Origin of the sequence: Brevibacterium sp. CT2-23B (genome assembly GCF_013168765.1) — a bacterium.
Classification (GTDB): Bacteria; Actinomycetota; Actinomycetes; order Actinomycetales; family Brevibacteriaceae; genus Brevibacterium; species Brevibacterium sediminis.
Window position 1 is genome coordinate 322355 of sequence record NZ_JABBYK010000005.1, and the last position, 13358, is coordinate 335712.

The 13358-nt window shown below is 65.1% G+C and carries 13 protein-coding genes; 11 read left to right on the top strand and 2 right to left on the bottom strand.

Going from position 1 to position 13358, the window contains the following annotated elements:
• Positions 1–46: 46 nt before the first annotated feature.
• Together selA and selB are read left to right on the top strand one after the other, a co-directional pair.
• The gene (gene selA, locus HIM68_RS14405; protein WP_172173293.1) at positions 47–1366 is read left to right on the top strand and encodes an L-seryl-tRNA(Sec) selenium transferase; all 1320 of its coding nucleotides are present in this window, start codon (positions 47–49) and stop codon (positions 1364–1366) included.
• Positions 1359–3263: a selenocysteine-specific translation elongation factor gene (gene selB, locus HIM68_RS14410; protein WP_172173296.1), complete on the top strand. Its 1905-nt coding sequence runs from the start codon at positions 1359–1361 to the stop codon at positions 3261–3263. Before selA ends, selB begins: the two co-directional genes overlap by 8 nt.
• Before the next feature lie 35 nt (positions 3264–3298).
• Here selB and HIM68_RS14415 read toward each other — a convergent pair whose 3' ends face one another.
• Entirely contained in the window at positions 3299–4264 is a 966-nt protein-coding gene (locus tag HIM68_RS14415) for a YafY family protein (RefSeq protein WP_172173299.1), read from the bottom strand.
• A 123-nt stretch (positions 4265–4387) separates the two neighbouring features.
• On the opposite strand from HIM68_RS14415, the gene HIM68_RS14420 reads away from it, so the two are divergent.
• Positions 4388–4783, top strand: coding sequence for a RidA family protein (locus HIM68_RS14420; RefSeq protein WP_172173301.1), 396 nt, complete (start codon positions 4388–4390; stop codon positions 4781–4783).
• A 394-nt stretch (positions 4784–5177) separates the two neighbouring features.
• Complete coding sequence (locus HIM68_RS14425) at positions 5178–6554, top strand: NAD-dependent succinate-semialdehyde dehydrogenase (RefSeq protein ID WP_172173303.1); 1377 nt, start codon at positions 5178–5180, stop codon at positions 6552–6554.
• A 78-nt stretch (positions 6555–6632) separates the two neighbouring features.
• Here HIM68_RS14425 and HIM68_RS14430 read toward each other — a convergent pair whose 3' ends face one another.
• A complete protein-coding gene (locus HIM68_RS14430) occupies positions 6633–7493 on the bottom strand; it encodes a nucleotidyltransferase domain-containing protein (RefSeq protein ID WP_172173306.1) in 861 nt (286 codons plus the stop codon).
• 125 nt (positions 7494–7618) lie between these two features.
• On the opposite strand from HIM68_RS14430, the gene HIM68_RS14435 reads away from it, so the two are divergent.
• The 7 genes from HIM68_RS14435 to HIM68_RS14465 all read left to right on the top strand — a co-directional run bounded on the left by HIM68_RS14435 (position 7619) and on the right by HIM68_RS14465 (position 13354).
• Complete coding sequence (locus HIM68_RS14435; protein ID WP_172173309.1) at positions 7619–8719, top strand: MerR family transcriptional regulator; 1101 nt, start codon at positions 7619–7621, stop codon at positions 8717–8719.
• A gap of 11 nt (positions 8720–8730) precedes the next feature.
• Positions 8731–9942, top strand: a complete 1212-nt coding sequence (locus tag HIM68_RS14440; RefSeq protein WP_172173312.1) for an MFS transporter — start codon at positions 8731–8733, stop codon at positions 9940–9942.
• A 240-nt stretch (positions 9943–10182) separates the two neighbouring features.
• Positions 10183–10749 carry a hypothetical protein gene (locus HIM68_RS14445; protein WP_308423777.1) on the top strand — a complete coding sequence of 189 codons (567 nt, stop codon included), beginning with the start codon at positions 10183–10185 and terminating at the stop codon, positions 10747–10749.
• An 88-nt stretch (positions 10750–10837) separates the two neighbouring features.
• Entirely contained in the window at positions 10838–11440 is a 603-nt protein-coding gene (locus tag HIM68_RS14450) for an NlpC/P60 family protein (RefSeq protein WP_172173318.1), read from the top strand.
• A 562-nt stretch (positions 11441–12002) separates the two neighbouring features.
• Positions 12003–12596, top strand: a complete 594-nt coding sequence (locus HIM68_RS14455) for a hypothetical protein (RefSeq protein ID WP_172173321.1) — start codon at positions 12003–12005, stop codon at positions 12594–12596.
• Positions 12597–12701: 105 nt separating this feature from the next.
• On the top strand, positions 12702–12947 hold the full coding sequence (locus HIM68_RS14460) for a type II toxin-antitoxin system prevent-host-death family antitoxin (RefSeq protein ID WP_172173324.1): 246 nt from the start codon (positions 12702–12704) through the stop codon (positions 12945–12947).
• The gene (locus HIM68_RS14465) at positions 12944–13354 is read left to right on the top strand and encodes a type II toxin-antitoxin system VapC family toxin (protein WP_172173327.1); all 411 of its coding nucleotides are present in this window, start codon (positions 12944–12946) and stop codon (positions 13352–13354) included. Before HIM68_RS14460 ends, HIM68_RS14465 begins: the two co-directional genes overlap by 4 nt.
• The last annotated feature ends 4 nt before the right edge of the window (positions 13355–13358 follow it).

The window sequence follows — 13358 nt, forward strand, 5'->3', positions numbered from 1 at the left end:
CCGACCAAGCGGAGCCGCCGTGACCCCGCACAGAGGAGGAGGTCAGATGGTCGAGTCCGACCCGCGTCGATCCATTCCGCGCACGGATCATCTCCTCGCCCTTCCCGAGGTCATCGCAGCAGGTGAGCGCCTCAACCAGGCGACCATCAAGGCCATCATCTCCGAGGTGCAGAACGCCGCCCGAGCCGGCGAGATCCCCGTCGCCGAGGTGGCCCCCGCCATCACCTCCAAGCTCAGCTCCCGTTCGGCTTCCTCCCTGACCCCAGTGCTCAACGCCACCGGCATCCTCGTCCACACGAACCTCGGCCGGGCACCGCTCTCACCTGCGGCAACCCAGGCGATCACCGAGGCGGCCGGATATGTCGACGTCGAAATGGACCTCGGCACCGGTAAACGCAGCAAGCGGGGCACCGGAGCGAAGGCCGCCCTGCTGCAGGCGAGCCCGGCTGCCGAGGATGCCCTCGTGGTCAACAACGGTGCGGCCGCCCTGCTGCTGGCCGTCACTGCGGTGCGCGGCCGCGGCACAGGTTCCGGCGAGATCATCATCAGCCGCGGCGAACTCATCGAAATCGGTGCCGGGTTCCGCCTCACCGACCTCATGACGACGACCGGCGCCAGCCTGCGCGAGGTCGGCACGACGAACCGCACCCACGTGGCCGACTACGCCGAGGCCATCAGCGACGACACGTCCTGCCTGCTCAAGGTGCACACGAGCAATTTCCGCGTCGAAGGATTCACCTCCTCCGTCGACGTGGCTGAACTGCGCGGACTCGCCGACGAGCACAACCTGCCGCTCATCGTCGACCTCGGCTCCGGACTCTTCACTCCCGACTCGGCATTGCCCGACGAACCCGACATCGACACCGCCCTGCGCGCCGGCGCCGACCTCGTCATCGTCTCCGGCGACAAACTCCTCGGCGGCCCGCAGGCCGGACTCATCCTCGGCCGCACCGAAGCAGTGCAGACACTGGCCAAACACCCTCTGGCCAGAGCGATGCGCACCGACAAACTCACCCTCGCTGCGCTGGAAGCCACGATCACGCACACGGCGAACCCGATCCACGACGCCCTCCACATCGACACAGTTCACCTGCGGAAACGCACCGAGACTCTCGCCGAGGCGGTCGGTGCCACGATCGTCGACCACGACGGACGAGTCGGCGGCGGGGGAGCCCCCGGAGTGCCCCTGTCCGGCTGGGCAGTCGAACTGCCCGAAGCCTTCGCCGAACCGCTGCGCCGCGGCGATCCTGCGATCGTCGCCCGAGTCCACCAGGGACGATGCTTGGTCGACCTGCGCTGCGTACCCGAAAGCGAAGACAACCGCATCGCTGCCGCCATCAAGCGAGTCCGTGCTGACAATGCCTGACACTTTCGTCATCGCCACCGCCGGACACGTCGATCATGGGAAGTCGACGCTGGTCAATGCCCTGACCGGAATGGAGCCCGATCGGTGGGCCGAAGAGAAGAAGCGCGGGCTGACCATCGACCTCGGTTTCGCCTGGACGACCCTGCCCTCGGGCCGCGAACTCGCCTTCGTCGACGTTCCGGGGCACGAAAAGTTCCTTGCGAACATGCTCGCCGGGCTCGGCCCCGCCCCCATCGCCTGCTTCGTCATCGCCGCAGACAAGGGCTGGCAAGCCCAATCGACTGACCATCGCGACGCGATCAATGCGCTCGGCATCACCCACGGCCTCGTCGTCATCACCCGGGCCGACCTCGCCCCCGACTCCGTCGAGACCACAAAAGCTCAGGTCAGAGCGCAGCTGCGTGGAACACCACTCGAAGCAGCGCCGATCGTCACGGTGTCAGCCACGACCGGGCAGGGCCTGCCCGAACTCATCAGCGTCCTCGACGAGGTCACGGCCACGGCCGAGCCTCCGACCACCTCGGGGAGGGTGCGTTTGTGGGTCGACCGGGCCTTCACCATCAAGGGAGCCGGCACCGTCGTCACCGGGACCCTCACGGCAGGCACACTGACCACGGGCGATACAGTCGAGCTGCGCGGAGAGACCATCGACCGGATCGTGGGTGTGCGGGGTCTGCAGTCCCGTAATTCCACCACTACCGAGGTGGTCCCGCAGGCCCGCGTGGCCGTCAACCTGCGCGATGTCCCCGCCGACGACCTCCACCGCGGCGACGCACTGCTCACGAGTGGGACCTGGCCGATCGTCGACACGATCGACGTGCGCCGCACCATGGGCGAGACCCTCGACTCCGGCATCCACAAACTCATGGCCCATATCGGCACCGCCGCCGTGCCCGCACGATTGCGGGCATTCGATGCCGACCACGCCCGGCTCACCCTCGACCGACCGCTTCCCCTGCAGGTCAGCGACCGGATCGTGCTCCGCGCGCCAGGAAGCCGCAACGTCTTCGCCGGCCTCCTCGTGCTCGACGTCGACCCGCCCGAACTGTCCCGACGAGGCGACGGCGCCAGGCGAGCTCATGAGCTTGCCGAGCATCCTGTGAAAGGCGATATCCTCGCCGAGGTGGCCCGCCGCGGAGCCGTCGAACGCACCATCCTTACCCGGTTCGGACTGCAGGTGCCCGTCGACGAATCCTTGCCTGCCGATGTTGAGGAAGTGGGTGAGTGGCTCGTCCACTCGCCGACGCTGACCTCCTGGGTCGGGGCGACGAAATCCCTGGTCCGAGGCGAACTCGCCGCCACGCCGATGGCCGCGGGAGTGCCCGTCAAAGCCGTCGCAGAGGCACTTCAGCGAACTCCGGACTCAGGTCGCAGACGCGGCGCCGAACCGAAACGCGACTCCCCGGCGAAGGCGAAAATCCAACCGGCTCTGCCTCTGCCCGAAGGCTCCGGCGGCGCGATTCGCGCACTGCTCAACCAGATCATCTCGCGAGCCGGGCTCGAAGCCGTCGACGGAATGGTCCGCCCGCCCGGGCATACCGCAGGCCTCGGTGCCGCCGAAGCCGGTATCGCCGAGATCGAGCGCCGACTCGCAGCCGACCCGTTCGCCGCACCGGAAGCCGATGATCTGCGCGAACTCGCCCTCGGAGCGCGGGAGCTCGCGGTCGCCGAGAAGGCGGGACGGATCCTGCGCCTCGGCGACGGAATCATCGTGTCTCCGCGCACCCCTGCACAGGCGATGCGGATCCTCGCCGGTCTCGACCAGCCCTTCACGACGAGCCAGGCGAGGCAGGCGCTGGGGACGACCCGACGCGTCGTCATCCCCCTGCTCGAACACCTCGACGGCCGGGGCTGGACGCGCCGACTCGACACCACACACCGCGAAGTCGTGCGCTAGGTTCACTTGCCCCTCGTGTCGGTCGGGATGGATGCTCAGGATCGATAGAGAGCGGTCAGCTTACTGGCGCGCATGTACAGCGCATCACAGAGAGACTGCGGCGATAGAACTTCGGCGTCCGTATCCAACTGCCACGTCGCCCACACCGCGTGACGCAGGTCTTCGTAGTTCACGTCGAGGCGGACCCAATCGTCCTGCTCGGGTTCCTCACCCCGGACTGCGCTCACATTCTTCAGCACCTCCTCGCGCCGTGCGGTCTTGACGCGGACGACGACGGGGAGGTGATCGTCGGAGAGGAAGTGTGCGACTCGGTCGGCCCAGACCTGGTCGAGGTCGACCTTTGCGGACCGTTGCGCAGCTTCCGGGAGCGACTCGGCGCTGAGCATCCGAGATAGACGGTAGGTCCGATCTTCCCCGGACTTCGTGGCAATCAAATAGGTGCGTCCGCGGACAGTGACCAGTCCGATCGGGTCGACAGTTCGGCGGCTCGGTTCCTGACCCGGTGCCGAGTAGTCGAACTGCAGTCGGCGGCCGTTGAGCACCGCGTCGCGGACCTCGCTCATGATCCCGGTGGCCAAGTGTTCCGTGGTAACGCGTCGGGAGAGCAGATCGGCCTCCGGCTCGACTAGGAACCGTTCGGTTGCATCATCGAGGCGCATCCTGTGGCCTTCGGGCAACGCGTCGACGACCTTGCGCATCGCCGAGGCCAGCGATGCGCTGAGGCCGAATACCTTCTCGCCGCGGTCTGATCCGGCAGTGAGAAGTGCGAGTGCCTCGTCATAGTTGAGTCCGGTCAATTCGGTGCGAAAGCCTGGCAGCAGGGAATAGCCGCCGTGTCGGCCGCGGTCGGCGTAGACGGGAACACCTGCGGTTGAGAGAGCGTCGATGTCGCGCAGAACTGTGCGTGTGGAGACTTCGAGCTCACCGGCCAGCTGGTCGGCGGTCATTCGCTTTCGCTGGCGCAACAGCAACACCAACGAGACGAGGCGGTCTGCTCGCATAAATCAATCTGTACCAGAAATCACGCCACAAGGTGTCGTGATTAGTTGGGAGGCTGTCAGTGCAACGTCTGAGAAGGCGGCCACAGGGCAGGCGGCGTTGCCTAGCAGACGAACGGAGCAGCAATGGAACGCACAGCAGTGAATCCGGTGACGTGGTCACAGGAATTGGGATTCAATCAGGGCGAGGTCGTTTCGGGGGAGACTCGGACCCTCTACATCTCGGGACAGACAGCGATGAGCAGTGACGGCCGACCACAGCACGATGGTGACATCGAAGCCCAACTGTCGCTGGCCACAGCGAACCTTGAGGCCGTACTTGCCGAAGCTGGCATGTCATTGTCGAATCTGGTCCGTCTGAACGTCTACACCACCGATGTGGACGCACTGTTCCCACACTATGGGCTGCTCGCCGGGAAGCTCGGGTCAGCAGGCGCTGCGCCGACGACTACGATGCTCGGAGTCACTCGACTGGCGATCCCTGGCCAGATGATCGAGCTCGAAGGAACTGCCGTCGCATAACTCACTGCTCGTTCCGCAATTCATTTCGGACGGCCAGTTGGATCATCCTTTCTGGCCGTCCGTTTCTTCTGAGCAATGCCTTTCCCGAGATGGGGCCGCCTCGATGACGGATCTATTCTCGGGTCGGTGGGCGGCCGCCTCGGCGAAACTCCGTGACCTGTATTACGATCAACTCGGAATGATCGTTCGCGCCGATTCGGGCGCTTCCGTCGATGGTATGGGTGATAACTGACTGCGGTGATGGGGCCGCAGCGACGCCATTCATCGCCTCACAATCCCCATATCCGGGCGCGCTGCCCTGGTCGCAGCACTGACCGCCCACCAGAAATTCTCACCATTGACCGTCTCCGGTCGCGCAGATGCAATTCCGACCCGAGACTGCGAAGGAGCAACCATGTCGAACTATCGTGTTCAGAATCCCGCCACTGGCGAGGTCGTCGAGACCTTCCCCGAGGCAACGAATGCCGAGATCGAGTCCACAGTGACTGCTGCCCACTCCACGTACCTGATGTGGAAGGACACCGATATTCAGGAGCGGGCGTCGGTTGTGCGTCGGGCTGCGGAGATCTTCCATGAACGCAAAGACGAACTCGCCAGAACGATCTCGGTGGAGATGGGCAAGTCGTATGCCGAGTCCGTTGACGAGGTCGAGTTCGCTGCCGACATCATCGACTACTACGGCGTCCACGGCCCCAGTCTGGTCACGGATTATCAGATCCCGTCGACCATCCCCGGTACCGCGCGGATCGAATCTCTGCCGGTCGGTGCCCTGTTGGGTGTGATGCCGTGGAACTTCCCTTACTACCAGGTCGCCCGGTTCGCTGCCCCGAATCTCGTGTTGGGCAATACGATCATGCTCAAACATGCCGATATCTGTGGACGGTCGGCACTGTTGATCGAGGAGATCTTCCACGCCGCCGGAGTCCCAGCGGGTGGATATAGCCACTTGTTTGCGGGGCATGATCAGATCGCCTCGCTCATTGCTGACCCTCGGGTGCAGGGTGTGTCGTTGACCGGGTCGGAGCGGGCGGGTGCGATCATCGGTGCCCAGGCGGGTCAGAACCTGAAGAAGGCCGTGCTCGAGCTCGGTGGCATCGATCCGATGGTTGTTCTCGACGCCGACGATGTTGCGGCGGTGGCGCGTGAGGCGTGGGAGTTTCGGACGTATAACGCCGGTCAGGTGTGCAACTCGAACAAGCGCCTGATCGTCATGGACGACATCTATGACGACTTCGTTGCCGAACTCGTGCGATTGGGTACCGGACTTACTCCGGGGGATCCGATGAATCTGGGTGAGGGTGAGTATGTGCCGTTGTCGAGCCGTGCTGCTGCCGAGACCGTTGATGCGCAGGTGAAGAAGGCCGTGTCCGAAGGTGCTCGGGTGCTCATCGGTGGTGAGCTGGGAGAGGGCCCGGCGGCGTATTATGCGCCGACGGTGCTCGTTGATGTGCCCCGGGATTCCGAGTCGTATGGTGAGGAGCTCTTCGGGCCGGTGGCCACTGTGTTCAAGGTCGGCAGTGACGAGGAGGCTCTCGAGTTGGCCAATGATTGTGCTCTTGGTTTGGGTGGGTCGGTGTTCTCTGCTGATGAGGGGCGTGCTGATCGTGTGGCGGCTCGTCTTGAGGTGGGGATGACGCATGTGAACACGATTGCGGCGGAGGCGGCTGAGTTGCCGTTCGGTGGTGTGAAGCGGTCTGGTTTCGGTCGTGAGATGGGTCCGATCGGGATGGGTGAGTTCGTGAATAAGCGCCTCCACTTCATCGCGAAATAGGGGCAGTTCGGCTGACCCCAAGATCACCGCAACCGTCGTCGAGTTCCCGGCGGCCGCTCAACCCACCACGGTCGTCGATCAGCCGAGTGATGCGGTGATCATGTCCTCCATCGCCGAGGCGGTCAATGCCCGCCACTGTGCACGTGACGGTGCGGACGGGATCCGCGCGCCGCGCACCTTGGCCAGGGCCACCTCGGTGATGGGGGCATGCTGAGGAAATGCGTCCAATGCGTGGCGACCCGCTGCCTCCTTGCCGATGATCTCACCGGTCGCGAGCGTGTGATGCATGCGCGCGGGACCGAGCACGCACCACGCAACCGTGCCGGCGCTCAGTCCCCGTGGGGACGTGAGGAGACGGTGGACAAGCGTGCGTGGAGTTCTCTGCGGTCGGTCGCGCAGCTGTGCGGCCAACGGAGTCCAGTACTCGCGCAGGTTCGTGCGGACCCATGGTCGAAGAGCCTCCGGCTGCGCATCGAGATCCCATGCAGCGATCGGTCGTCCCCGCACCGTGATGCCGCCGTCGACGAGCTCCCTCCAGATCACCGGATTGACGTCGAACGCGCCGTGCGCATCGAAGATCTCACCCGTATGGGAAGCGATCGGCCGGATCTCGGTGACGGGGCGACTGACCTCGGATTCGGCGATGAAGACGGTATTGCAGCACGCACTCACACCTCGTCCGCGCGCCGTCTCTACCACCAGGCGGGGCACCTGCGAGAGGTGGAGCAGCCGCAGCCGCCGAATGAGATCCGGACGGTCCAGCCACTCATCGGCGATGACCGCGACGAGGTCGATGTCGCTGCGGCCCGGACGATAGGCGCCGAGGGCGATCGATCCGGTGACGGCGCAGGCGATGACGCCGCCGGGCAGGATCCGATCGGCGGCACGCAGGTAGGACCTGATGGCGGTTGCGGCATCTGGCGGCAGCGGCGCGGACATGGGATCAGCGTACACAGGGGCAGGGACCTGGACTCAGGAACTGTCCTGTGTGTCCGACGTGCCTGCGCAACGACTTTCTCCCGCACTCTTGACCTTCAGTCAGGGTGAAAGTCGATGATGGGTCCATGGATCCCACCCGCGAACCCGACACCGCACGAGTGCCGCAGTCGACGAGCCGGTCGCTGCAGACGATCGGTGACTTCGCTCGTGCCGTCGGGCTCAGCGCCAGCGCCCTGCGCGGGTACGACAGCAGCGGTCTTCTGTCGCCCGCACATGTCGAGGACCGGACCGGCTATCGGTACTACGCGCTCGACCAGCAGCAGCGTGCGATCTGGATCCGACGTCTGCGTGACGCGGGTTTTCGGCTGAGCACGATCAGGACCATCCTCGACAGCGAACCGGCGATCGCCGAGGCCATCCTCGACGACTGGCTGGCCGAGGCCGTCGGACGAGCCGAGTCCGCCGCGGCGCTGGTCGACGACTTGAGATCGGTGCTCCGATCCCGGACCGAGACGACGACGCTCAGCCGCGCTCGGGTCGACTCCGCCGTGCTCGCCGCCGCGGTGCGTCAGCTGGCGCAGCCGAAGGGGACGGCCCCCGCCGATTCGCCCTTCGACCACCTGAGCGTGGAGATCAAACCCGACGCCCTCACCTTGGCCGTGACCGACGGTTATGTGCTGATGGCGCGCACGCACATCCCCGCCGAGATCGATGCTCCGACGCCCGCAGACGGTCCGAAGAGGCCGGTGGGGGTGTCGACGGTTGTCACCGCCTCGGCGCTGCTGTCGCTCCCGACTACGAGCTGCGAGGTGACCCTCACGATCGCTGTCACCGGAGGATCCGTCGACCACCCCGAACAGGTGCGCATGTCGATCGGGCACTCCGACGGAGAGTCGACGATCCTGTCGCAGTCCGACCGCCGGTTCCCCGACATCGGTCGCACCGTGGAGGCGGCCGCCGCGCGCCGCAGAGGCAGAAGCCGGTTCTCACGCCAAGAGATCCTGCGGCTCGTCGACGAAGCCGCAGGCCGGTCCCCTGAATCCGGAGTGCGGCTGCCGAGGGACGCGTCGAGATTCGAACTCTCCGCCGGCTCCATGAAGTCGATCGTCGACGCGGGAATCGGCGACGAACTGATCTGCGACTGGGGCAACGAGGACGACCCCCTCATCTGGCGTGCTCCCAGCCAACCCGACTTCCTGGCGCTCCTCATGCCCCGCAGAGCCTGAGCCCCGTCGATATGGGAGTCTCAGGCAGGGACCGGGTCCCGCTGCCGAAGGGATTCAACGCCTGGGTGCTCACCTCGGTCGTCACCGAACTCGGCACCGGGATCCTCGCGTTCGCTCTGACCTGGGTAGCCTCCGGCCACGGCCCTCATCTCGCCGCCTGGGTATTCACGCTCACCGTCCTGCCTGCGGTGCTGCTCGGGCTGCTCGGCGGCGCGGTCGCCGACAGATTCGGGCCGTGTCGGGTGATGCTCGCGTGCACACTCGCCTTCGTGCTCATCGGCTCGGGGATCGCGCTCGCCGTTGCCGTCTGGTCGGCGGCTCCGCCGGTGCTCCTGGCGGCCGCCGTGCTCATCGGGTCGGCGGCAGCGTTCTATCGGCCCGCCGTCGGAGTCTTCCCACGGCTCTTCGTCCCCGAGAGATCATTGGGCACAGCCATGGCCCGATCGGGCATGGCCGGACAGCTGGCGCGCACCATCGCCCCGCCGCTGGGCGGAATCCTCATCGGGATCATCAGCCTGTCCGGGGTGGCACTGCTCGATGTGCTCGGATGCCTGATCATGCTCATCGCCCTGCTTGCGATCCGACCGCCTCGGCGAGGGGATCACCTGCCCGACCCGGTCAGCGTGCGCGGAATCGTCGACGGGGTGCGAGCGGCGCGGACGACGCCGGGAGTGCCGGCGCTGCTGACCGGTGTGTCCCTCACGGCCGGAGCCGTGATCCCGTCGGTACTCCTCGGCATTCCCCTTGCCGCCCGCGAGCGCGGCTGGACCGCCGCCGAGGCGGGGCTCATCGAATCCGGATGGATCGCCGGGGGCCTGCTGACGAGCGCCGTGTTCGCATGGCGCGGCATTGCGAATCGGGTGTGGACTCCGATGGTCATCGGTCCGTGCGTCGTGGCCCTGGGGCTCATCGTGCTGGCTGTGTCGGCCGACTGGCGAGTGGGTCTCGCAGCGACCGTCCTCGTCGGGGCCGGGGTCGTGGTCTTCACTGCGCATGTCTTCCCGGTCTATGTGCTGCTGGCACCTGCGTCCAAGGTATCGAGATTTCAGAGTCTGCTCATCGTCGTCCAGCAGGCACCTCAAGTCATCGTCAATCCGCTCATCGGTCTCATCGTCGGACTGCTCGGCACCGGCGCCATGATTGCGGCAGCGAGCGTCATCGCAGTGGGTGCCTCCTTCGTCGTCGGGCGAGATCGGACGCTGCAGGCTTTCAGGTCCGAGTGACCTGGTTCACGTGGTGTTGAACTCGTGTTGAGAACCCTGTGACGTGATGTTGAAACGGAGTTTGTTGAGGCCTCTCATCGGATCGGACAGTCTGGATGACGTGAGCGAAACGACAGGATCGCTTGCGTGATCGATGCTGGTTTCCGATCGCTTCCCCACTCAGCTGGTCTCGAGTTCTCGCTCACGGCAACTGCCCCTCAAGAGAACAGGAAACCGATGAAACTCGTACGCAAAACTGCAGTGACAGCCCTTTCCGCGGCTGTCATCGCCGGCGGTGTCTCCATGGCGACCGCCGCGTCCGCAGAGCCGGCTGCAGTCTCAAAGGAGGCCGCTCCGTTCACGAGCAAAGCACTCGACGGCGGCAAGGTTCCGAGCGCTCAGGACGCCACTCAGCTCACCCAGGAGCAGATCGACAATGCGCGCACGATCATCGCCGTCGGCAAGGGCGCGGACCTGTCGACGCAGGCACAGAAGATCGCCGTGATGACGGCCCTGCAGGAATCGAGCCTCTACAACCTCGACGGCGGAGACCGCGACTCCGCCGGACTGTTCCAGCAGCGTCCGTCCATGGGCTGGGGCACTCTGGCCCAGGTGACCGACCCGGTCTACGCCTCGAAGTCGTTCTATGGCGTCAACCCCGAAGGCTCGAACCTCGGCCTCATCCAGATCGAAGGATGGGAGACGATGGTCCCGGGAGCCGCAGCTCAGGCAGTGCAGGGCTCCGCCTTCCCCGCCGAGTACGACAAGTGGGATCCCTTGGCGACCGAGCTCGTCAACGGCAATCAGGATGTTGCCCCGATCAGCTGAGACCCGTTCCGCTGACCTGAAGTCGCACCACCCGAAACCGCACATTCCGAAATCACACATGCACACCCGAGAACGATCAGGAGAGATGATGAAGGTTTCACGCACACTCACCACCACCGTCCTCACCGCAGGTCTCCTCGCAGGCGGCACCATGATGGCCACCGCACCCGCTCAGGCCGACGCTGCCCCGGCACACAACTACGCAGCACAGGGAGATTCCGGCAAGGCCACGACCGCGCAGTCGGAGTCCGGCCAGAAGACATCCACCCAGGCCGATGATCGTCGCGATGAGATCATCAGCCGCGCCCAGACCTGGGTCGACCAGGGGGTGCCCTACAACTGGGACACCACCCATCCGGATCCACAGGGAAAGCAGTACCGCATGGACTGCTCGGGATTCGTCTCGATGGCCTGGGGACTCGACGACAGCCTCAACACCGTGACCCTGCCGGATGTCTCCCACAAGATCGATAAGGACGAACTGAAGCCCGGCGACGTCCTGATGAAGGGCGGCCCCGGCACTGAAGGCGCCAACGGCCACGTCGTGATCTTCAACGGTTGGGCCAACGACGATAAAACCGCCTATCACGCCCTCGAGGAGAACGGTTCGCTCGGCTCGGTCGCCCACGAAGTCTCCTACCCGTACGACCAGGACGACAGCTTCGTCCCCTACCGCCTGAACGGTCTGTGATCTGAACGGCCCGTGATCCGGCACTGATCCGATGCCGATCCGGCGGCACCGATCCGCCGACCGTACTCTGCGCACCTGAGCGCACATCGTCGCCGCGCCCCTCGCCTGGGACGCGGCGACAATGCATGTGACGAGGAGGGCCGCCTCGGAGGAACAGGGCCGGCCTCGAAGTGCAGGATCGCCGAGGATCGACCCCATCGATCGCCGCCGGCGCCTGAAATTTCCCTGGCTCGCGCCTGCGAACCGCCGGACGAGCGGATCGAGACCCCGGTCACGGGCGGGTGGGAGCACTGCTGGTGACCGCGCGGCGTTCAGCGAACTCTGATCGCATGCACACGGATCCGTGACGATTCGTTGCGGCGAGAATAAGTCATCTCGAAGTCTCTCTGCATTGAACAGGGCCAATCGGTCCGTCAGTGTTGTGTGGGGCGATTCCACGGCACCTTCTGCATTGGTGTTCCTGTGCCGACCACAGGGCAGATGCCGCAGAACCCACCACGTGTGCCGCGCACCAGGAATCGCCGACCGGGTCGAGCACCCGATCAAGAGAAAGTGAGAACAGATGAAACGTGCGCGCACACTTGCGGTGACTGCACTGTCCGCAGCCGTCCTCACCGGGGGAGTCTCCCTGGCAACGGCGACCTCGGCCACGGCCGACCCGATCTCCGGAGGCGTCAGCCAGGAGGGTGAAGCAGCCCAGTCCGACGCCGGCTCGACCGGAGGGATCGACGACCCCGATGAGCTGAGCGAGGAGCAGATCGACAATGCGCGCACCATCATCGGCGTCGGCAAGGGCGCGGACCTGTCGAAGGAGGCTCAGACGATCGCCGTGATGACCGCGCTGCAGGAATCGAGCCTCAACGACCTCGACGGAGGCGACCGCGACTCCGCCGGCGCCTTCCAGCAGCGTCCCTCGATGAACTGGGGATCGGCCGACGAAGTCACCGACACCGTGTACGCATCGAAAGCCTTCTACGGCGTCGACTCCGGAACCGACAATCCGGGGCTGACCCAGATCGACAACTGGGAGAGCATCGAACCCGGTGACGCCGCACAGGAAGTGCAGCACTCCGGATACCCCGACGCTTACGACAAGTGGGAGCCGCTGGCGAAGAAGCTCGTCGACGAGAACCAAGACGTCGACTCCATCGACTGATGACCGCGGGTCCGAGAGTCCTGTCCACTCGGCATCTGGCTATGGATTCGTCCACAACCCCGAGATAGAATGTACCTACAGTAGTGACATTTCGGGAGGTGGATGATGACCACGATGTCGAGTCGGGAATTCAACCGGGACGTATCGGCGGCCAAACGTGCGGCCAGACACGGACCGGTCACCATCACCGAACATGGTCGTCGCGCGCACGTTCTGCTGACTGCCGATGAGTACGATCAACTCAGCGGCAGATCGGACCTCGTCGGAGATGCCCTCGTCATCCACGACGATGATTCGGACCTCGATCTGCCGCACCGTTCTCAGCGATCGCTGCGGGTGCCCGAACTGTGAGATATCTGCTCGACACCAACATCATCAGTGACGCTCGCCGCGGCAACCGGACTCCCGTCGGCTCCTGGATCGCCGCACAGAGGATCGACGATCTGGCCATCAGCGCCATTACGGTCCTCGAACTCGACGTCGGAGTCCGACGGAAAGAGCGGCGGGACGCACGCGCTGGATCCGTCCTTCGGCAGTGGTTCGACCAACAGGTTTCTCAGCTCTTCGACAGAAGAATTCTTGCCGTCGATGCCGAAGTGGCTGTGCAGGCATCGCAATTGCACGTCCCTGACCCGATGCCCGACATGGACAGCCTGATCGCAGGGACCGCACTCGCACACTCTCTGACCCTGGTGACGAGGAACGTCGCTGACTTCGCGAATACGGGAGTCAGGTTGCTCAATCCCTGGGAGGACTGACCTC